Origin of the sequence: Pseudomonas svalbardensis, from assembly GCF_030053115.1 — a bacterium.
GTDB lineage: Bacteria > Pseudomonadota > Gammaproteobacteria > Pseudomonadales > Pseudomonadaceae > Aquipseudomonas > Aquipseudomonas svalbardensis.
Genome location: NZ_CP125619.1, coordinates 971903 through 993075, shown reverse-complemented (window position 1 = coordinate 993075; position 21173 = coordinate 971903). Strand labels below are relative to the sequence as shown.

The window sequence follows — 21173 nt, the reverse complement described above, 5'->3', positions numbered from 1 at the left end:
CGGTACGGGCCAATGCCTGACCGAATCAATTGATTTTGTAGCGTCGACGCAAACCGCGCAAACCGTAGCTGATCCATGGCCAGAGCAATGCACTGACTAATGCCGGCAAGACTAGCGCCAGCGTCGGCTGACGATTGCCGGTCAGGGCGCTGAGCCATAGTTGAACAAGCTGCGCGAGGCCGAAGATCACCAGGATCACCAGGCTCTGTTGCCACATTGGGAACATGCGCAGGCGTTGTTGCAGCGCCAGCACCAGGTACGTGATCAACGTCAGGATCAACGCGTTCTGACCCAACAGCGTGCCATAGAGCACGTCTTCGGCCAGGCCCAGGCACCACGCGGTGACCATCCCGACTTTCTGCGGCATGGCCAACGCCCAGAACGCCAGCAGCAGGGCTAGCCACAGCGGACGGAGGATTTCCATGAATTGTGGCAGCGGCGAAACGCTGAGCAGCATGCCTATGGCGAATGTCAGCCAGACCATCCAGTCGTTTCGGGAGGCAGTAGCACCCACCATTATTCTCGTCCCCCAGTGGTAGCCGGCGCAGAGACAGGCGGTTTGGCAGCAGACTTCACGGCAGCGGGCGGCGTGGCCGGCGGTTTAGCGGCTGCAGGTTGCGTCGCAGGCGGCTTGCTGGCGGCAGGTTTCGCAGCCGCAGGGTGAGTTGCCGCAGGTTTGGGCGGGGTTGTAGCAGCAGGGGTAGCCGTCGGCGCAACCGGCGTCACGGGCGCAGCAACAGCAGCCGGGACGATGGCAGGTTTCGGCACGGTCGCTGGAATGATCGGTCCACCACCGTGCTGGTCCAAAGCCTCTTGAGCCTGGGCAGCTTCGTTGGCGCGCTCTTCGGCTGTACGACCATCGGTGAACACCAGCAGCAGGTAACGGCTACGGTTCAAGGCGGCGGTCGGTACGGCACGCACAATAGCGAACGGTTGACCGGAGTCGTGAATCACTTCCTTGACCGTCGCCACCGGGTAACCCGCCGGAAACCGCTGCCCCAGACCGGAGCTGACCAGCAGATCGCCTTCTTTTATATCGGCGGTATCGGCCACGTGACGCAGCTCCAGGCGTTCCGGGTTACCGGTACCGCTGGCAATCGCCCGCAGACCGTTGCGGTTCACCTGCACTGGAATGCTGTGAGTGGTGTCGGTCAGCAACAGCACACGAGAGGTGTACGGCATCAACTCGACCACCTGACCCATCAGGCCGCGGGCATCGAGCACCGGCTGACCGAGGACCACACCGTCGCGCTCACCTTTATTGATGATGATGCGGTGGGTGAAGGGATTGGGGTCCATGCCGATCAGCTCGGCCACTTCGACCTTCTCGTTGACCAGCGCGGAGGAGTTGAGCAACTCGCGCAGCCGAACGTTCTGCTCGGTGAGGGCGGCAAGCTTTTGCATGCGGCCCTGCAACAACAGGTTTTCGGTTTTGAGTTTTTCGTTTTCGGCGACGAGTTCGGTACGGCTGCCAAATTGGCTGGCCACACCCTGCCATAGCCGCTGCGGCAGGTCGGTGATCCAGTAAGACTGCATCAGTACCAGCGACATTTGGCTACGCACTGGCTTGAGCAGTGTGAAGCGGGCATCGACCACCATCAGCGCGACCGATAGCACGACCAGCACTAACAAGCGCACGCCCAGTGAAGGCCCTTTGGTGAAAAGCGGTTTAATAAGCCGCTCCTCCCAGGCAAATTTTCTCTTTATTCATACGGCATCAAACCGGCCTGGATGCAGACTGACAGAAGATAAACGCCAACAGGCAGCACTGCAAAGTGCTGCCTGCGCGCCAACAGCATAGATGCGTCGGGCGAGATCACTCGCTCGACAGCAGGTCCATGGTGTGTTTATCCATCATTTCCAATGCACGGCCACCGCCGCGAGCAACGCAGGTCAGCGGGTCTTCGGCAACGATTACCGGCAGACCGGTTTCCTGGGCCAGCAACTTGTCGAGGTCACGCAGCAAGGCGCCACCACCGGTCAGTACCAGACCACGCTCGGCGATATCGGAAGCCAGTTCCGGAGGCGATTGCTCCAGTGCACTTTTCACAGCCTGAACGATGGTGGCCAGGGACTCTTGCAGAGCTTCCAGCACTTCGTTGGAGTTCAGGGTGAATGCGCGTGGAACGCCTTCGGCAAGGTTACGGCCACGAACGTCGACTTCGCGAACTTCGCCGCCCGGGTAGGCAGTACCGATTTCCTGTTTGATGCGCTCGGCAGTGGATTCGCCGATCAGACTGCCGTAGTTGCGACGCACGTAAGTGATGATCGCTTCGTCGAAGCGGTCGCCGCCAACCCGTACGGATTCGGCGTAAACCACACCGTTCAGGGAGATCAGCGCGATTTCAGTGGTGCCACCACCGATATCGACAACCATCGAGCCGCGAGCTTCTTCAACCGGCAGGCCGGCACCGATCGCCGCCGCCATTGGCTCTTCGATCAGGAACACTTCACGAGCACCGGCACCGAGGGCCGATTCACGGATGGCACGACGCTCAACCTGGGTGGACTTGCACGGAACGCAGATCAGCACACGAGGGCTAGGCTGCAGGAAGCTGTTTTCGTGAACCTTGTTGATAAAGTACTGCAGCATCTTTTCGCAAACGCTGAAGTCGGCGATCACACCGTCCTTCATCGGACGAATGGCAGCAATGTTGCCCGGCGTACGGCCGAGCATGCGCTTGGCTTCGGTGCCGACAGCAACGACACTTTTCTGGTTACCGTGTGTCCGAATAGCCACAACCGAGGGCTCATTCAGGACGATACCGCGCTCGCGCACGTAAATAAGGGTGTTGGCAGTGCCCAGGTCAATGGAAAGATCGCTGGAAAACATGCCACGCAGTTTCTTGAACATGGGAAAGGGACCCTAGGCAACGCGTGGGTAAAAAAGTGCGGCAAACTCTAACAACGACAGGGATTTTGGGCAAGGCGCCAATATGTTAAATTGGCCGCTTTTCTGTGCACCAACCCCCACAATCGCGGCCTTATGACCGTAGAAATGCGGTAGTGTTCCGACAATCTAACACACGGATAGCATCCGTTCTGTTTTCCTTCCACTGGAGAATCCCATGACGCTTGAACGCTCCGACGTGGAAAAAATCGCTCATCTGGCCTGCCTTGGCCTTAATGATGCCGATCTTCCACACATCACTTCGGCCCTGAACAGCATTCTGGGGCTGGTCGACGAAATGCAGGCGGTCAATACCGATGGTATCGAGCCGCTCGCCCACCCACTGGAAGCCAGCCAGCGCCTGCGTGCAGACGTCGTGACCGAGACCAATCATCGCGAGGCCTATCAGTCCATCGCACCAGCGGTCGAAAACGGCCTGTACCTGGTTCCGAAAGTCATCGACTAAAGGGAAAGAGCCTGCAATGCATCAATTGACTCTGGCCGAGATCGCCCGCGGTCTCGCCGATAAAAAGTTTTCTTCCGAAGAGCTGACCAAAACCCTGCTGGCGCGTATCGCCCAGCTCGACCCTCAGCTCAACAGTTTCATCAGCCTCACCGAAGACCTGGCGCTCCAGCAGGCGAAAGCCGCTGACTCACGCCGGGCCAATGGTGAGAGCGGCGCCCTGCTCGGTGCGCCTATCGCCCACAAAGACCTGTTCTGCACCCAGGGCATTCGCACCAGCTGCGGCTCGAAGATGCTCGACAACTTTAAAGCACCGTACGACGCCACCGTGGTCGCCAAGCTGGCCGCCGCGGGTGCCGTGACGCTGGGCAAGACCAACATGGACGAATTCGCCATGGGTTCGGCCAACGAGTCGAGCTACTACGGCGCAGTGAAAAACCCGTGGAACCTGGAACATGTTCCAGGTGGCTCGTCTGGCGGTTCGGCGGCTGCGGTTGCCGCTCGTCTGTTGCCGGCGGCGACGGGCACTGACACCGGCGGCTCGATTCGTCAGCCCGCCGCGCTGACCAACCTCACTGGCCTGAAACCGACATACGGTCGCGTTTCGCGCTGGGGCATGATCGCCTACGCGTCCAGCCTCGACCAGGGCGGCCCATTGGCCCGCACCGCCGAAGACTGCGCGATCCTGCTACAAGGCATGGCCGGTTTTGACCCGCAGGACTCCACCAGCATCGACGAGCCGGTGCCTGATTACAGCGCCAGCCTCAACGGTTCGCTGCAAGGCCTGCGCATCGGCGTGCCGAAGGAATACTTCAGCGCAGGTCTCGACCCGCGTATCGCCGAGCTGATCCACAACAGCGTCAAGGAGCTGGAAAAGCTCGGTGCCGTGGTCAAGGAAATCAGCCTGCCGAACATGCAGCACGCAATCCCTGCTTACTACGTGATCGCCCCGGCAGAAGCCTCTTCCAACCTGTCGCGTTTCGACGGCGTGCGTTTTGGCTATCGCTGCGAAGACCCGAAAAACCTGGAAGACCTGTACAAGCGTTCCCGTGGCGAAGGTTTCGGCGCGGAAGTGCAGCGCCGGATCATGGTCGGTGCTTACGCGCTGTCGGCCGGTTACTACGATGCCTATTACCTGAAGGCCCAGAAGATTCGTCGTTTGATCAAAAACGACTTCATGGCTGCCTTCAATGAGGTCGACATCATCCTCGGCCCAACCACGCCGAACCCGGCCTGGAAGCTTGGCGCCAAGAATAGCGACCCGGTCGCTGCGTACCTGGAAGACGTCTACACCATCACCGCCAACCTCGCCGGTCTGCCGGGCTTGTCCATGCCAGCCGGTTTTGTCGATGGTCTGCCGGTCGGCGTGCAATTGCTCGCCCCGTATTTCCAGGAAGGCCGTTTGCTCAACGTTGCGCACCAGTATCAGTTGAACACTGACTGGCACACCCGCACCCCAACCGGCTTCTGAGGAGAAACACATGCAATGGGAAGTCGTGATCGGGCTGGAGATTCACACCCAGCTCACCACCCGGTCGAAAATCTTTTCCGGTAGCTCCACCACTTTCGGTTCCGAGCCGAACACCCAGGCCAGCCTGGTTGACCTCGGTATGCCCGGCGTATTGCCGGTGCTGAACCAGGAAGCGGTGCGCATGGCGGTGATGTTCGGTCTGGCGATTGATGCCGAGATCGGCCAGCACAACGTGTTCGCCCGTAAAAACTATTTCTATCCGGACCTGCCCAAGGGCTATCAGATCAGCCAGATGGAATTGCCGATCGTTGGCAAAGGCCACCTGGACATCGCGCTGGAAGACGGCACGGTCAAGCGCGTCGGCATCACCCGCGCGCACCTGGAAGAAGACGCCGGTAAAAGTCTGCACGAAGAATTCAGCGGCGCCACCGGCATCGACCTGAACCGCGCCGGCACGCCGCTGCTGGAAATCGTTTCCGAGCCGGACATGCGCAGTGCCAAGGAAGCCGTGGCTTACGTCAAGGCTGTCCACGCGCTCGTTCGCTACCTGGGCATTTGCGACGGCAACATGGCCGAAGGCTCGCTGCGTTGCGACTGCAACGTGTCGATCCGTCCGAAAGGCCAGGTTGAATTCGGCACTCGCTGCGAGATCAAGAACGTCAACTCGTTCCGTTTCATCGAGAAGGCGATCAACACCGAAGTGCAGCGCCAGATCGAACTGATCGAAGACGGCGGCAGGGTGATCCAGCAGACCCGCCTGTACGATCCGAACAAGGACGAAACCCGTCCGATGCGTAGCAAAGAGGAAGCCAACGACTACCGTTACTTCCCCGATCCGGACCTGCTGCCGGTGGTCATCGAAGACTCGTTCCTCGACGACGTGCGCGCCACCCTGCCGGAACTGCCACCGCAGAAACGCGAGCGCTTCCAGGCGCAGTTCGGTCTGTCGGTCTACGACGCCAGCGTCCTGGCCACCAGCCGCGAGCAAGCCGATTACTTCGAGAAAGTCGTGAGCATCGGCGGCGACGCCAAACTGGCGGCCAACTGGGTGATGGTTGAATTGGGCAGTCTGTTGAACAAACAGGGCCTGGACATCGATCAGTCGCCGGTCTCGGCCGAGCAACTGGGCGGCATGCTGCTGCGCATCACCGACAACACCATCTCCGGCAAAATCGCCAAGGTGGTGTTTGAGGCCATGGCCAACGGCGAAGGCAGCGCGGACGAGATCATCGACAAGCGCGGCCTCAAGCAAGTGACCGACACGGGTGCGATTTCGGCAGTGTTGGACGAAATGCTCGCGGCCAACGCCGAACAAGTTGAACAGTACCGCGCGGCAGACGAAGCCAAACGCGGCAAGATGTTCGGCTTCTTCGTCGGCCAGGCCATGAAAGCCTCCAAAGGCAAGGCCAACCCGCAACAGGTTAACGAACTGCTGAAAAGCAAGCTCGAAGGCTGATCGCAATGGAGCCAGTTTTAAAGCCTGGCTCTACCCCTTGTGGGAGCGAGCCTGCTCGCGATGACGGCGGCACATCCATCATTGATGTGACTGACAGTCCGCCATCGCGAGCAGGCTCGCTCCCACATTTGTTTTTGGGAACTTTCTAAATGAAGCGTCTGCTCAGTGCCTTCGCCCTGTTCTCTCTGCTGGCCGGTTGCGCCAGCACCGATGCCATCGATCCACACGGTTACAACAAGACTGGCGTTGCCTCGTATTACGGCGCCAAACACCATGGCAAACGCACCGCCAGTGGCGAGCGTTTCAACAAGAATTCCCTGACCGCTGCCCATCGCCAGTTGCCGTTCGGCACCCGGGTGAAGATTACCAACCTGAATAACGACAGGTCCTGCGTGGTGCGCATCAACGACCGCGGGCCATACTCTCGTGGGCGCCTGATCGACGTGTCACGTGAAGCGGCCGAACAGTTGGGCATGCTACGCAGTGGCACCGCGAAGGTTCGCGTGCAAGCCCTCGACGACTGATAGACGGAGCACCGACCATTTTCGGACTTGCCGATATACCCCTGATCAGCGTGATTGAATTGCTCAGCGGCTTGCTGTTGCTGATCGCCGGCGCTGAGTTGATGGTGCGCGCCGCCGTGCGCCTCGCCGCGCGCCTGCATGTACGACCGCTGATTATCGGCCTGACCATCGTCGCCCTCGGCAGCAGCGCACCGCAGATGGCGGTCAGCCTGCAAGCGACCCTGGCGCAGAACGCCGACATCGCCGTCGGCAGCGTGATCGGCAGTAGCATCTTCAACATCCTCGTCACCCTCGGGCTCTCGGCGCTGATCATCCCGTTGCGGGTTTCACGGCAACTGGTGCGCCTGGATATTCCGCTGATGATCGGCGCCAGTCTTTTGGTGTTCGTATTGGCGTGGAACGAAGAACTGACCCGCGCCGATGGCGTGTTGCTGCTCGCGGCACTGGTGCTGTATCTGGGCCTGCTGCTGCGCCAGTCGCGGCACTCGACCCGCCCGCAATCGACGACCCACGAAGTCCCGCAAGCGCCATGGATCAGCAGCCTGCTGATGATCGTCGTGGGTTTGGCGATGCTGGTCTACGCCGGGCACTTGCTGTTGGGCGCAGCGGTTTCGGTCGCGACCGATCTGGGGTTGTCGGAGCGGATCATCGGCCTGACCATCGTCGCCGTCAGCACCTCCCTGCCGGAACTGGCCACCTCGTTGATCGCCGCCTTGCGTGGTGAGCGCGAGATCGCCGTGGGCAACGTGATCGGCAGCAACCTGTTCAACCTCTTGGGCGTGCTGGGTTTCACCGCATTGATCGCTCCGACACCGCTGTCGGTATCGCCCAACGCCCTGGATTTCGACTTGCCGGTGATGCTCGGCGTCGCGGTGCTGTGCCTGCCGGTGTTTTATTCCGGTTACCGGGTGACCCGCGCCGAAGGTCTGCTGTTTTTGGGTTTGTATCTGGCTTACGGTCTGCACGTGGTGTCGTTCACCACCGGCATGCCGTTGGCCGGCAAGCTTGAACACCTGATGCTGTTTTTTGTCCTGCCGGCGCTGATGGCGTTTTTGCTGTTCACGTCGCTGCGCGCCTGGCGTCGCCAACACCACAATAAGGAATTGCCATGACCGATGATAAAAAGCCTGGGGTTGAAGTCCGCCGCCAAGTGATGGGCGACGCCTTCGTCGACCGCGCGCTGGGCAATGCCACCGAGTTCACGCAACCGCTGCAGGATTTCGTCAACGAACACGCCTGGGGCAGCGTCTGGAACCGCGAAGGTTTGCCATTGAAAACCCGCAGCCTGATCACCCTCGCCGCGCTGACCGCGTTGAAGTGCCCGCAGGAATTGAAAGGTCACGTGCGCGGTGCGCTGAACAATGGCTGCACCGTGGAAGAGATTCGTGAAGCGCTGCTGCATTGCGCGGTGTATGCCGGTGTTCCGGCGGCCATCGATGCGTTTCGGGCGGCGCAGGAAGTGATCGACAGCTACCAGAAGCCGGAGTAACAGGCTGGCGTTTGTAGTGTAAGAAAGATTGCTATCGCGAGCAGGCTCGCTCCCACAGTTGAAATGCATTCCCATGTGGGAGCGAGCCTGCTCGCGATGAGGCCCTGAAGAACACCGAAAATCCCGGAGCTAAATCCACCCGCCCCACTGCAACAGGAAGATCCCGATGTTGGTGGTGACCGCCGCCATCAATGTGGTGATCACGATGATCGCTGCCGCCAGTTCATGATTGCCATTGGCCTGACGGGCCATGACAAAACTGGCCGCGGCGGTCGGGCTGCCGAAGTACAGGAACAGAATCCCCAACTCCGCACCACGAAAGCCCCAGAGCCACGCCCCCAGTGTCGCCAGCACAGGCAGGCCGATCATCTTCACCAGGCTTGAGCTCAGCGCCATGTTGCCGCTTTTGCGCAGGGCCGCCAGCGACAGCGTGCCGCCAATGCAGATCAGCGCCAACGGCAAAGTGGTTTGCGCCAGGTATTGGCCGGACGTCTCCAGCCATCCCGGCAAGCTGATCTTGAAGTAGGCAAATGGCGCCGCAACCAACACGCTGATGATCAGCGGATTGACCATCACGCTTTTGCAGATGCTCCAAGGGTCGGACTTGATCACCGGGCTGTAAACCGCCAGCACAATGGTCGAGAGCGTGTTGTAAAACAAGATCACCAACGCCGCGAGAATCGCCCCGAGGGATATCCCGTAGTCGCCGTACATGCTTGCCGCCAGTGCGAGGCCGATGACCCCGTTATTGCCGCGAAAAGCGCCCTGGGTGTAGATCCCCCGGTCTTCCCTCGGGCACTTCCAGATCGCCCAGCCCCAGGCGATGGCAAAACTAGCCAGGGTGGCGAGCGAGAAGTAGATGAGCAGCGCCGGTTGCAACGCGGCGTGCAGGTCGGCATGCAGGATGCCCAGAAACAACAACGCCGGCATGGTGACGTTAAACACCAGGGCCGACGCGGTATGGATGAAATTGTCGTTGATCCAGTCGATGCGCTTGAGCAGCGCCCCCAGAAACAGCATGGCAAACACCGGCGCGGTGATGTTCAGGGTTTCGAAGAAGATAGCCAGCATGCCAGGGGTAACCTTGGGTGAGCGTCGTTAGGGGGCTAATGATAAGCCAGCAAGTCCCTCGGCGTCTGTTAGGCCGCTATCGTCGGAACGCCGCCCGGAGCAAGCTCGCTTGTATGTTTAGACTTGAAGGGGTGGGCGGGACTAAAAGCTCGATTCTGACCAGTACAGACCGTGGGAGACTTCTCATCCCGCCCCTTCTACCCAAAGCGCCGATAAGGAATTCATCGGTAAAACCGACGATAGAGGCAAGCCAGCGCAACGGTAGACCCCGACAAGCTCTTAAACCCTAGCTCCGAGGATTCGTCATGACAATCCTTACTTCGCAGACGGTGGTTGGCGTCGATATCGCCAAGACCGAAATAGTTGTCTATCGCTCCGACCGGCTAACCACTGACACCATCAAGAACGATCGAACAGCCCTCAAACGCTGGCTTAAAACATTGCCCGCCCAAAGCGCTATCGCCGTTGAAGCCACCAACATCTACCACCTGGACACCGTCGAGCTGGCCCATGCGATGGGGCACCAGGTCTATGTCGTGGATGCTTATCGGGTGAGCAACTATCGCCGCGGCATCGGCCAACGAGCCAAGAACGATCCCTGCGATGCCCGTCTGCTGGCGCGTTATTTGACGAACGAACAAGACGGACTGCGGATCTGGAGCCCACCACCCAAGGCCTACACCTCGCTGAAAAGCCTGCTCCACAGACGTGCAACGCTGATCCAGAACCATGCCGGTCTGATGCTGAGCTGGGCCAATGAACCCTTGTTGAAGAAAGTACAGAGCGCCCAGCAAAAGGCCTTCAAGCAAGCGGATCAGGCCATTCAGAAACTGCTGCGCAAGGTCAGCAAAGAGGCGGGTATTGAAGAGAATATCGACCGCTGCAAAGCCATCGAAGGGGTTGGCGAACTGACTGCAACCGGGTTGGCGACGACCTTTATGCGCGGTGATTTTGCCAATAGTGATGCGTTCATCGCGTTTCTAGGGATGGACCTTACGGTCGATGACTCCGGGAAGAAGAACGGCCCCCGGCACCTGACAAAAAAAGGGGATCCGGAAGTCCGCCGGTTGGCTTACAACGCCGCAATGGCAGCCTGTCGCTCAGCTAAATGGAAACCGTTTTACGAGTCGTATTTGGCAAGAGGCTTCTCGAAAACCCAGGCCTTGGTGGCCCTTGCCCGGAAACTCTGCCGGGTGGCATTTGCCCTGATGAAAAATCAGAGCGAATACCACCCGGCCTGAGGTTGCGGGGTTGCCCTGCAACATAGAATCTCCCACATTTGTCCAGCGTCGAACACAAAATCTGTGTACGAAGAAGATCCACTGTGGGAGCGAGGCTGCTCGCGATGAACGATAACGCGGTATCAGGTGATCGGTGCAGGGTTGAACAAGGTAATGTCGTTATGCAGTTTGTGCTTCTCCGCCCACGTCTGCTTCTTGCCGCTGGCCACATCCAGGTAGTAGTGAAACAACTCCCAGCCAAGGTCCTCAATCGACGCCCGCCCGGTCGCAATCCGTCCGGCATCGATGTCGATCAGGTCTGGCCAACGCTGCGCCAGCTCGGTCCGGGTCGACACCTTCACTACCGGCGCCATCGCCAAACCATACGGCGTGCCACGCCCGGTGGTGAACACATGCAGGTTCATCCCCGCCGCCAATTGCAACGTCCCGCAGACAAAGTCACTGGCAGGGGTCGCACAGAAGATCAGCCCTTTGCGCTTGAAGCGCTCGCCAGGGCCAAGCACCCCGTTGATCGCGCTGCTGCCGGATTTGACGATCGAGCCCAGGGACTTCTCGACAATGTTCGACAACCCGCCCTTCTTGTTCCCCGGCGTGGTGTTGGCGCTGCGATCCGCTTCGCCCTTGGCCAGGTAACGGTCGTACCAGTCCATCTCGCGCACCAGTTCCTGAGCGACTTCCTCGGTCTCCGCACGGGACGTGAGCAGGTAAATCGCATCGCGCACTTCGGTGACTTCGGAAAACATCACCGTCGCACCCGCGCGCAATAACAGGTCCGAGGCATAGCCCAACGCCGGGTTGGCGGTGATGCCGGAAAACGCATCGCTGCCGCCGCACTGCATACCGAGAATCAGCTCGGACGCCGGCACGGTTTCCCGGCGACGCTGATCGAGCTTCTTCAAACGGGTTTCGGCCAGCGCCATGATCTGCTCGATCATCTCGGTGAAACCGTGACTGGAATCCTGCAAGCGGTACAACCACGGATCGCTCAAATCCACCGAGCTGTCGTTCTCGTGCATCACCTGCCCGGCCTGCAATTTCTCGCAGCCAAGGCTGATCACCAACGCTTCGCCACCCAGGTTCGGGTTGCGCGCCAGGTTGCGCACCGTGCGGATCGGGATGTACGCGTCAGTCGCGGTAATCGCCACGCCGCAGCCGTAGCTGTGAGTCAGCGCGACCACGTCATCGACGTTCGGGTACTTGGGCAGCAACTCGTCCATGATGCGCTTGACCGCGTGATCAAGCACGCCGGTGACGCACTGAACAGTCGTGGTGATCCCGAGAATGTTGCGCGTGCCGACGGTTCCGTCGGCGTTGCGATAACCTTCGAACGTGAAGCCTTCCAGCGGTGCCTGCGCCACCGGCACTTCGGTGGATAGCGGCAAGCTGTCCAGCGGTGGCGCGGTGGGCATGCGCAGTTGATCTTCCTTGACCCAGCTACCGCGCGGAATCGGCTGCAACGCGTAGCCAATGGTCTGCCCGTAACGAATCACCTGGCCACCCACGGGAATGTCTTCCAGGGTGACCTTGTGGCTCTGTGGCACGAAGTCCACGGTGACCAGGCCGTCCGGAAATTCGGTACCGGCCGGCACGCCTTGGTCATTGACCACGATCACTACGTTGTCCCGCTCGTGCAGGCGGATGTAGCGCGGCGAGTCGGAATGTTCAATCAACTGCATGACGCCGCTCCTCAGGAATGCGCTTGAGACAATTTGTTATTGGTTTCAGGACCGCTGACTGGCGGTTCCTTGAGTACCACACGCTTGATCGGACCGACGATCACCAGGTAACTGAACACTGCGACCAGCGCGTTGCAACCGACAAACACCAGCGCCCATTTGAACGAACCGGTGGAGCTGATGATGTAGCCGATGACAATCGGGGTGGTGATCGAAGCGATGTTGCCGAAGGTGTTGAACAAGCCACCGCTGAGACCAGCAATCTGTTTTGGCGAGGTGTCAGACACCACGGCCCAACCCAGCGCACCCACGCCTTTGCCGAAGAACGCCAGGGCCATGAAGCCGACGACCATCCATTCAACGTCAACGTAGTTGCAGGCCACGATGCTGCTGGAGACCAGCAAGCCAGCAATGATCGGCGCCTTGCGGGCGAAGGTCAGGGAATGGCCCTTGCGCAGCAGGTAGTCGGAAATCACGCCGCCGAGCACACCACCAATAAAGCCGCAGATCGCCGGCAACGAGGCGATGAAACCGGCCTTGAGGATGGTCATGCCACGTTCTTGCACCAGGTACACCGGGAACCAGGTCAGGAAGAAGTAGGTGATGCCGTTGATGCAGTATTGGCCCAGATACACACCGAGCATCATGCGGTTGGTCAGCAACTGGCGGATGTAGTCCCACTTCGGACCGTCTCCCTTTTTGCCTTTGCCTTTGTCCTGGTCCATGTCGACCATGCCGCCGTTGTCGGCGATGTGCTTGAACTCGGCGTCATTGATCATCGGATGCTGACGCGGGCTGTAGATCACCTTCAGCCAGATCCCCGAGAAGATGATGCCAATCACGCCCATGACGATGAACACATGCTGCCAGCCGAAGCTGTAAACGATCCAGCCCATCAGCGGCGCAAACAGCACCGTGGCGAAGTACTGCGCCGAGTTGAAGATCGCAGACGCCGTACCGCGTTCAGCGGTCGGAAACCAGGCCGCAACAATGCGTGCGTTACCGGGGAAGGATGGCGCTTCGGCCAGGCCCACCAGGAAGCGCAGCATGAACAGCGCAACCACCGCCGTGGACATGCCGAACTCACCGACATAGCCCTGCAGCACGGTGAACAGCGACCAGGTGAAGATGCTGAGCGCGTAGATTTTTTTCGAGCCGAAACGGTCCAGCAACCAGCCACCGGGAATTTGCCCGGCCACGTAGGCCCAACCGAATGCGGAGAAGATGTAACCGAGGGTGACCGCGTCGATGCCGAGGTCTTTTTGCAGGCTGGAGCCCGCGATGGCGATGGTAGCCCGGTCGGCGTAGTTGATCGTGGTCACCAGAAAAAGCATGAGCAAAATCAAATAGCGGACGTGGGTCGGCTTGGTCGCTTGCATGTAGATGTACTCCCACTGATTATTTTTATGCGCGGGTGAAACGGTTTATCCCTGTAGCAGCTGTCGAGTGAAACGAGGCTGCGATCTTTTGATCCTGAAAAGCAAAGATCGCAGCCTCGTCCCACTCGACAGCGGCTACAGAGGTTGCGGTATCGATGCCGATACCGCGGTGTTTCCTGTCAGCAGCCGATGTAGCTAGTCTTCACCACGGTGTAGAACTCTTGCGCGTAGCGACCTTGCTCGCGGGAGCCATAGGATGAACCTTTACGCCCACCGAATGGAACGTGGTAATCCACGCCCGCCGTCGGCAGGTTGACCATCACCATCCCGGCCTGGGAGTGACGTTTGAAGTGGTTGGCGTACTTCAACGACGTGGTGGCGATGCCCGCCGACAGACCGAACTCGGTGTCGTTGGCCATGGCCAGCGCGGCCTCGTAATCCGCTACGCGAACCACGTTGGCCACCGGGCCGAAGATCTCTTCGCGGCTGATGCGCATCGCAGCTTCGCTGTCGGCAAACAGGGTTGGCGCGAGGTAGTAACCTTCGGTGTCGCAGGTCACCAGACCACCGCCGCTGACCAGACGTGCGCCTTCGGACTGGCCGATGTCGATGTACTTCAAGTCCTGTTCAAGCTGCGCTTGCGAGACGACCGGACCAATGTCGGTGCCGGCTTTCAACGCGTGACCGACCTTGATCGACTTCATGCGCTCGGCCACGGCGTCAACGAACTTGTCGTGAATCCCGGCGGTGACGATGAAGCGGCTCGAGGCAGTGCAACGCTGGCCGGTGGAGTAGAACGCGCTCTGTACCGACAGCTCGACCGCTTGCTTGAGGTCGGCGTCGTCGAGAATGATCTGCGGATTCTTGCCACCCATTTCCAGCTGAACCTTGGCCTGACGCGACACGCAGTTGACCGCGATCTGACGACCGACACCCACGGAACCGGTGAAGCTGATGCCATCGACTTTTGGACTCTGCACCAGCGCATCGCCCACCACACGACCGCTGCCCATCACCAGGTTGAACACGCCGGCCGGGAAGCCTGCGCGGGAGATGATTTCGGCCAGCGCCCAGGCGCAACCCGGCACCAGATCGGCCGGCTTCAGCACGACGCAGTTACCGTAGGCCAGGGCCGGGGCGATTTTCCACGCAGGGATCGCGATCGGGAAGTTCCACGGGGTGATCAGGCCAACGACGCCCAATGCTTCGCGAGTGACTTCGACGTTCACACCCGGGCGCACCGACGGCAGGTAGTCGCCGGACAGGCGCAGGCACTCACCGGCGAAGAACTTGAAGATGTTGCCGGCGCGAGTCACTTCGCCGATGGCTTCGGGCAGGGTCTTGCCCTCTTCCCGAGCCAGCAAGGTGCCGAGCTCTTCGCGACGCGCGAGGATTTCGGTACCGACTTTATCCAGCGAATCGTGACGCGCCTGAATGCCCGAAGTGGACCAGGCCGGGAACGCAGCGCGAGCGGCGTCGATGGCAGCGTGGACCTGGGCCAGATCAGCCTTGGCGTAGTCGCCGATGGTGTCGGTCAACTCCGATGGGTTGATGTTGGTGGAGTAGTCGGCGCCGGCAACCCATTGGCCACCGATGTAGTTATCGAAACGCTTTGAATCAGCCACAGGCCTTTCTCCTTAAAAGAAGTCCTCACACAAAAAGCCGCTGATCACTCAGCGGCCTTGTTTAATCGGATGTGTTACTGCGCACCTTGCTTGTCGATCAGCGCGGCGAGCATTTCATACTCTTCTGGCAGCAGATCAGTCAGCGGTGCACGCACAGGACCTGCGTCATAGCCGGCAATTTTTGCCCCGGCCTTGACGATGCTCACGGCGTAACCGGCTTTGCGGTTACGGATGTCCAGGTATGGCAGGAAGAAGTCGTCGATGATCTTGCCGACGGTGGCGTGATCTTCACGGGCAATGGCGTGGTAGAAATCCATCGCGGTTTTCGGGATGAAGTTGAACACCGCCGAGGAGTAAACCGGTACGCCCAGTGCCTTGTAGGCTGCGGCGTAGACTTCGGCGGTCGGCAAGCCGCCCAGGTAGCTGAAGCGATCACCGAGGCGGCGACGGATCGACACCATCAACTCGATATCGCCCAGACCGTCCTTGTAGCCGATCAGGTTTGGGCAGCGCTCAGCCAGAAGCTCCAGCAGCGGCGCGGTCAGGCGGCAGACGTTGCGGTTGTAAACCACCACGCCGATTTTCACCGATTTGCACACGGCTTCAACATGGGCGGCAACGCCGTCCTGGCTAGCTTCGGTCAGGTAGTGCGGCAGCAACAACAGACCTTTGGCGCCCAGACGCTCGGCTTCCTGTGCGTATTCGATGGCTTGACGCGTCGAACCGCCAACGCCGGCCAGAATCGGCACGCTGGTTTCGCAGGTGTCGACGGCAGTCTTGATGATTTCCGAATATTCGCTGGCCGCCAGAGAGAAGAACTCACCGGTGCCGCCCGCGGCGAACAATGCCGAGGCGCCGTATGGGGCCAGCCATTCGAGACGTTTGATGTAGCCCGCGCGATGGAAGTCGCCCTGAGCATTGAAATCGGTAACCGGGAAAGACAGCAGACCGGAAGAGAGGATGGACTTCAGTTCTTGTGGATTCATTATTCGAACACCCTGGATAGCGACGTATGTGTGTGAGAAAACCGTTCAGCCTGCGCCGAAGTTGTAGGTCATCGTACAACTTAAATAATAACCGTCAACTGCATTTCATCGCCAACCGCAGAATTTGAGTCGGAAAGGTATTTCCTTGACGTAGGAAATTTCTCATCTATGATTCGAATAACTGTATATCTATACAGTTGTTTTTAATCGCACCGACGACATATCAAGGAGATAGAAATGTCAGGTCTACACGCACAACCGAAGGAAAAACTGAAACAGGTCATTGCCGGACTGGATGATCTTTTTACCGAGCATGGCATCCCTCTCATCGGGGATAACCAACACGTGGTCTTGCAGATTGCTGATCATCACAACTCTGCGCCTGCCCTTCCCGCGTCGCTACCCACAGCCTCCGGTAAAGCCCTGAAAGGCAAGCCACAGCTGAGGTTCGAGGGTGGCGAACACACCGCCATCGGCGACAGCACCCTGCTGCGTTTCGTCAAGGATGCGCCCGCTATCCCGGCTTCACAGGTGGAGTTGCATTTGCCCAATGGGCTGGCGCTGACCTATGGCCAAGTCATTGCGCTGGGAGGTGATTTCTATGGAATTCCCGATCAACCGATCAGCGAAGGCGCGACGGCCGTCGACCGAATCCAGCGCTTTACCAACGCCTTTAATTCGCTGGCCGTACTGCCTGCTTCTAACGCCGAGGCCAAGCTGATCCTCGGCGTGATGCAAAAGGAAATCGCCGCGATCAAGCAGGCGATCAAGGACGGTAAACAACCTCACGAGGCTTATGACGCCCTCGGTGATACGTTGTCAGAAGAGTGGAACAAGATCACCGGCGGTGGCAGTGTCGTTTCGGCGTTGTTCCCATTTGGCCGCTACCTGAAACTGGCCGCCAACAATGCCGATCACTTCGCCGAATGGGCGCTGCTGGCCTATATCGCCGGGCACACCGCGGCGGTGCAACAAGCGGTGCGGGCCCACACCAGTGGCGATGAAAAGCACCTGGAGCTGGCCTATGCGATGAACGCTTTTGCCGATCACTACCTGACCGACCTGTTTTCCGCCGGCCACCTGCGAGTGCCGCGCAAGCAATTGGCAGCGGTGGTTACACCCAGCGATCTGGGTTCGTTGATCACGCGCTTCATGCACGACGAAGACAGCAAGTTCGGTCTCAACGTGCGCAATGGCAACGGCGATCAGTGGCACGCGTATGGGGACAAGCGCTACTTCGACGCCATCGATAGCGCTAATCGCGCCCAGGTGAATCAGGCGGTTCAGGTGTCTGCGGATGAAGTGTTCGCGGCGTATCTCAGTGGAATCGCCCCGTCGGCCGGCCAATTCGGCGCCTTGAAAAAAATGCCTGATCTGCAAGCCGTACTTAACCTGGCGACCAACTTTTCGCCGCTGTTCAGGGTCGAGGGCAACAAGGTGTTGCGACGCAAGGATGTCAACAACCTCAACGACACCGCCACCGTGGACGACTGGTGGGGCTGGAGCACTTATTTGCTGCTCAAGGATTACAAACCCACTGGCAATGTTGCCTGATAAGGAGATCGATGATGACTATCAAATTGAAACTGGAACTGGCCTCGGGCCAATCGCTGAAGGGTGCGCCGCTGGAATTGTTGGCCAAGGGGATGGTGATTGCGCGGGCGGTGGTGGATGAGCATGGGCATGTGGCATTCGATGCCAAGGCTGGGGCTGCCGAGTGGGCCGTGAGGGTGGATCGTTCGATTCTCAGGACTGGCTGATTCCCCTCACCTGATCGTTCTCACGCCCTGCGTGGGAACGATCTACATCACCGCGGCAGGTGCGGATTGACGCCGACCGTTCATCGAAACTGTTATTTCTTACAGTATCGAACCCTCTGCCTCCGAGGCTTAATCGGGCAGTCAATCACTGCATAGGCGAAGACCCCATGAGCACAATCCACCGGTTTAACTTTCCTGCAAAAACCAGACATGCAGCTCTAGAGCTGCCATCAGATTTTGACCTGAATGTGAGCGTGGACAACATCGTCGAGTTTGAAACACTGCCCGGTCAGTACTGGAAAATCACCCTGAAGATATTCAAGGTGTTGCTGAACAACACCGTTGAGTATGTCGATTACAAAACGGTCGAGGTAGAAGACCCTTACCCTTAGCCGCGCTGCGCCTCCGCCTCTTCATGAGCATGACGCAGCCGCTCTCGGCTATTAGTCAGGTGCAACCGCATCGCGGCCCTGGCCGCATCGGAATCCTGACGCGCAATCGCATCGTAAATCTCTTCGTGCTCACGGCTCAGACGATTCATGTAGTGCTGTTGGTCGTCATGGGCCAGGCGCGCGGAATTGAGGCGCGTACGCGGAATGATGCTGGTGCCCAGGTGGGTCATGATGTCGGTGAAGTAGCGATTGCCCGTCGCGAGGGCGATTTGCAGGTGGAACTGGAAGTCGGACGCTACGGCATCGCTGGCATGGGAAACACTTTCATTCAATGCATCCAGCGCAGCTCGCATCAATGCCAGCTGCTCGGGGCTGCGGCGTTGCGCGGCGAGGCCGGCGGACTCCACTTCGAGGCTGATGCGCAGTTCCAGAATCGCCAGCACGTCCCGCAGCGTGACCACGGTCGCCGGGTCGATACGGAAACCGCTCGGGCTTGGGGTATCGAGCACGAAGGTGCCGATGCCGTGGCGGGTTTCAACCTGCCCAGCTGCCTGCAAACGGGAAATCGCTTCGCGCACCACGGTGCGGCTGACGCCATGGGCATCCATGATCGCCGACTCGGTGGGCAACTTGTCGCCACGCTTGAGGTGACCGTCGCGGATCTGCTCGGACAGCACCGTCACCAGTTCCTGAGCGAGGCTGCGGCGCTTGCGAGGGAGGCGTGGTGCGTCGATCGGGTTTTCCATGGTGAACGTCTTTCTCAAAAGTTGCGGCTGAAACCGCATCATAGCTCAACGCGGTTGTACGATCACCTAACCCCTGGAGGAGCGAGGCTTGCCCGCGAAGGGCTCCACGCGGTTTCCGACTGAGGACCGAGTGATCGTTCTTCGCGGGCAAGCCTCGCTCCTACAGAGGTTGTGGTGTTTATGCGGTCACGGTCTGGTCCACCAGATGGCCATTCTCGATACGGACATGCCGTGGATGGAAGCGCTTCAGGCTGCTGCGATGCCCGACGCTGACAATGCTCAACCCCGGAATCTCATCGATCAAGGTCTGATACAGCGACGCTTCGTCCTCCTCGTCCATCGCCGAGGTGGCTTCGTCCATGTACAGCCATTGCGGTGCGTAAAGCAGCGCTCGTGCGAAGGCCAGACGCTGTTGCTCACCCGGCGACAACATGCGCTGCCAGTGATTGGCTTCGTCCAGACGGGCAACGAGATGCGGCAAACGGCAGGCTTCCAGCACGTGAACGTAGCGCTCGTGCGGATACGTATCGCCAGACTGTGGATAACTCAGCGCTTCACGCAGGCTGCCAATCGGCAGATACGGTTTTTGCGGCAGGAACAGATAACGCCCCGTCGGCAGACGAATACTGCCGTGGCCAGCCGGCCAAAGGTGCCCCATGGCTCGAAACAACGTGGATTTACCGCTGCCGGAGCGACCGCTGAGCATGACGCGCTCGCCCTCCTCCACGGTCATGTCGGCGTTGCTCAGCAGGTGACGACCATCCGCCAGGTCGAGGCCAAGGTTATGCACCTTCAACGCCGAGCCATGGTTTTGCACATCAATCGCCGGCGCACGCTCTTCGTTGTCAGTCATGGCCTGGCGGAAACTCAGCAGACGATCACAGGTGGCCCGCCATTCGGCAAGGTCCTGGTACGCCGTGATGAACCAACTGAAGTTGTCCTGGACGTTAGCGAACGCCGAGTTGATTTGCATCAGCTCACCCAGCTCGATCTTGCCAGTGAAGTAACGCGGCGCGGCGACCATGAACGGGAAGATGACGGCGATCTGCTCATAACCGGAGGTAAAGAAGGTCAGGCGCTTGGACACTTTCATGATGTCCCAGTAGTTGTGCCAGACCATCCCGAAACGGCTGCTCAAGCGGCGGTTCTCATTAGGCTCGCCGTTGTACAGCGCAATGCTTTCGGCATTCTCGCGAATCCGCACCATGGAGAAACGCAGGTCGGCTTCGAAGCGTTGCTGGTTGTTGTTGAGGCCGATCAGGCGACGGCCAATCAAATGCGTCAGCCAACTGGCGACGGCGGCGTAAACCAGCGCGCACCAGAACATGTAACCGGGAATCGTGAAACCAAACACTTCGATACTGCCCGATACGCCCCACAGAATGATCGAGAACGATACGAGGCTGACGATGTTGCGAATCAACCCGAGCCCCAGGCCCAACGTGTTGCTGGTGAATTTATTGAGGTCTTCGGAAATCCGCTGGTCCGGGTTATCGGTGTATCCGCCCTGCTCCAACTGGTAGTAATTCTTGTGGCTGAGCCAACGGGCAAAATGCTTCTCGGTGAGCCAGGCCCGCCAGCGAATCGTCAGCATCTGCGTCAGGTAGAGCCGATACACCGCGCCAAGGATCGCCACCGCCGCGATGCCGCAAAAATACAGAATCAACTGCCAAAAGGCCGCTTCGTCCTTTTTCTGCAAGGCGTTGTAGAAGTCCTTGTACCAACTGTTGATCCACACCGAAATCGCCACGCTGAACAACGACAGCGCAATCACGGCGATCAGCAACGTCCAGGCCTTGCCCTTCTCTTCGCTGCGCCAGTAAGGCGTGATCATGTCCCACACTCGGCGGAAAAACTGCCCGCGCACAGCATCATTGACCGCGGAATATTCAGCGTTCTGATTCATGGATAAGGCTCGATAAAGAAAAGAACACACACGAACCGATCATAGATGATCGGCTTGTGTTGTAACGCTGTGTGACAACAATTGTTCAGGGGCGGTTC

At 59.2% G+C, this 21173-nt stretch carries 20 protein-coding genes; 10 read left to right on the top strand and 10 right to left on the bottom strand.

The genetic code is table 11. The features are described 5' to 3' along the window. Positions 1 to 25: 25 nt before the first annotated feature. The 3 genes from mreD to mreB form a co-directional block, all read right to left on the bottom strand. A complete protein-coding gene (gene mreD / locus QFX16_RS04285) occupies positions 26 to 517 on the bottom strand; it encodes a rod shape-determining protein MreD (RefSeq protein ID WP_129438504.1) in 492 nt (163 codons plus the stop codon). Then, complete coding sequence (gene mreC, locus QFX16_RS04280; protein WP_283184520.1) at positions 517 to 1674, bottom strand: rod shape-determining protein MreC; 1158 nt, start codon at positions 1672 to 1674, stop codon at positions 517 to 519. The genes mreD and mreC overlap by 1 nt, the downstream gene beginning before the upstream one ends. Positions 1675 to 1816: 142 nt before the next feature. Next, a complete protein-coding gene (gene mreB, locus QFX16_RS04275; RefSeq protein WP_002555108.1) occupies positions 1817 to 2854 on the bottom strand; it encodes a rod shape-determining protein MreB in 1038 nt (345 codons plus the stop codon). 214 nt (positions 2855 to 3068) lie between these two features. Between mreB and gatC the strand changes: the two genes are divergently transcribed. From gatC to QFX16_RS04245, 6 genes are all read left to right on the top strand, one after another. Further along, complete coding sequence (gene gatC, locus QFX16_RS04270) at positions 3069 to 3356, top strand: Asp-tRNA(Asn)/Glu-tRNA(Gln) amidotransferase subunit GatC (protein WP_008026876.1); 288 nt, start codon at positions 3069 to 3071, stop codon at positions 3354 to 3356. A 16-nt stretch (positions 3357 to 3372) separates the two neighbouring features. Beyond that, positions 3373 to 4824 (top strand): Asp-tRNA(Asn)/Glu-tRNA(Gln) amidotransferase subunit GatA, encoded by a 1452-nt coding sequence (gatA, locus tag QFX16_RS04265; protein WP_283182953.1) that lies wholly within the window; start codon positions 3373 to 3375, stop codon positions 4822 to 4824. A 10-nt stretch (positions 4825 to 4834) separates the two neighbouring features. Then, positions 4835 to 6280, top strand: coding sequence for an Asp-tRNA(Asn)/Glu-tRNA(Gln) amidotransferase subunit GatB (gene gatB, locus QFX16_RS04260; protein WP_111450415.1), 1446 nt, complete (start codon positions 4835 to 4837; stop codon positions 6278 to 6280). 149 nt (positions 6281 to 6429) lie between these two features. Then, entirely contained in the window at positions 6430 to 6804 is a 375-nt protein-coding gene (locus QFX16_RS04255) for a septal ring lytic transglycosylase RlpA family protein (RefSeq protein WP_283182952.1), read from the top strand. 50 nt (positions 6805 to 6854) lie between these two features. Continuing rightward, a complete protein-coding gene (locus tag QFX16_RS04250) occupies positions 6855 to 7916 on the top strand; it encodes a calcium/sodium antiporter (RefSeq protein WP_283182951.1) in 1062 nt (353 codons plus the stop codon). Continuing rightward, complete coding sequence (locus tag QFX16_RS04245) at positions 7913 to 8293, top strand: carboxymuconolactone decarboxylase family protein (protein WP_140681567.1); 381 nt, start codon at positions 7913 to 7915, stop codon at positions 8291 to 8293. The genes QFX16_RS04250 and QFX16_RS04245 overlap by 4 nt, the downstream gene beginning before the upstream one ends. A 129-nt stretch (positions 8294 to 8422) precedes the next feature. On the opposite strand, the gene QFX16_RS04240 is transcribed toward QFX16_RS04245, so the two are convergent. Then, on the bottom strand, positions 8423 to 9364 hold the full coding sequence (locus QFX16_RS04240; protein WP_283182950.1) for an AEC family transporter: 942 nt from the start codon (positions 9362 to 9364) through the stop codon (positions 8423 to 8425). Positions 9365 to 9669: 305 nt separating this feature from the next. Between QFX16_RS04240 and QFX16_RS04235 the strand changes: the two genes are divergently transcribed. Then, positions 9670 to 10605, top strand: coding sequence for an IS110 family RNA-guided transposase (locus tag QFX16_RS04235; protein WP_283180612.1), 936 nt, complete (start codon positions 9670 to 9672; stop codon positions 10603 to 10605). Between the two features lie 122 nt (positions 10606 to 10727). On the opposite strand, the gene garD is transcribed toward QFX16_RS04235, so the two are convergent. The 4 genes from garD to kdgD all read right to left on the bottom strand — a co-directional run bounded on the left by garD (position 10728) and on the right by kdgD (position 16271). Continuing rightward, positions 10728 to 12281, bottom strand: a complete 1554-nt coding sequence (gene garD, locus QFX16_RS04230; RefSeq protein ID WP_283182949.1) for a galactarate dehydratase — start codon at positions 12279 to 12281, stop codon at positions 10728 to 10730. 11 nt (positions 12282 to 12292) lie between these two features. Then, entirely contained in the window at positions 12293 to 13660 is a 1368-nt protein-coding gene (locus QFX16_RS04225) for an MFS transporter (protein WP_010463380.1), read from the bottom strand. A gap of 179 nt (positions 13661 to 13839) precedes the next feature. Next, a complete protein-coding gene (locus tag QFX16_RS04220; protein ID WP_283182948.1) occupies positions 13840 to 15285 on the bottom strand; it encodes an aldehyde dehydrogenase family protein in 1446 nt (481 codons plus the stop codon). Between the two features lie 74 nt (positions 15286 to 15359). Next, a complete protein-coding gene (gene kdgD / locus QFX16_RS04215) occupies positions 15360 to 16271 on the bottom strand; it encodes a 5-dehydro-4-deoxyglucarate dehydratase (protein ID WP_283182947.1) in 912 nt (303 codons plus the stop codon). Positions 16272 to 16508: 237 nt separating this feature from the next. Between kdgD and QFX16_RS04210 the strand changes: the two genes are divergently transcribed. From QFX16_RS04210 to QFX16_RS04200, 3 genes are all read left to right on the top strand, one after another. After that, complete coding sequence (locus QFX16_RS04210) at positions 16509 to 17825, top strand: phospholipase (protein WP_283182946.1); 1317 nt, start codon at positions 16509 to 16511, stop codon at positions 17823 to 17825. Positions 17826 to 17839: 14 nt separating this feature from the next. Further along, a complete protein-coding gene (locus QFX16_RS04205; RefSeq protein WP_283182945.1) occupies positions 17840 to 18031 on the top strand; it encodes a hypothetical protein in 192 nt (63 codons plus the stop codon). A gap of 167 nt (positions 18032 to 18198) precedes the next feature. After that, positions 18199 to 18423, top strand: coding sequence for a hypothetical protein (locus tag QFX16_RS04200; protein WP_283182944.1), 225 nt, complete (start codon positions 18199 to 18201; stop codon positions 18421 to 18423). On the opposite strand, the gene QFX16_RS04195 is transcribed toward QFX16_RS04200, so the two are convergent. Together QFX16_RS04195 and QFX16_RS04190 are read right to left on the bottom strand one after the other, a co-directional pair. Next, complete coding sequence (locus QFX16_RS04195; protein ID WP_046045828.1) at positions 18420 to 19169, bottom strand: FadR/GntR family transcriptional regulator; 750 nt, start codon at positions 19167 to 19169, stop codon at positions 18420 to 18422. The genes QFX16_RS04200 and QFX16_RS04195 overlap by 4 nt on opposite strands. A gap of 178 nt (positions 19170 to 19347) precedes the next feature. After that, positions 19348 to 21075 carry an ABC transporter ATP-binding protein/permease gene (locus tag QFX16_RS04190; RefSeq protein WP_283182943.1) on the bottom strand — a complete coding sequence of 576 codons (1728 nt, stop codon included), beginning with the start codon at positions 21073 to 21075 and terminating at the stop codon, positions 19348 to 19350. Between the last annotated feature and the right edge of the window lie 98 nt (positions 21076 to 21173).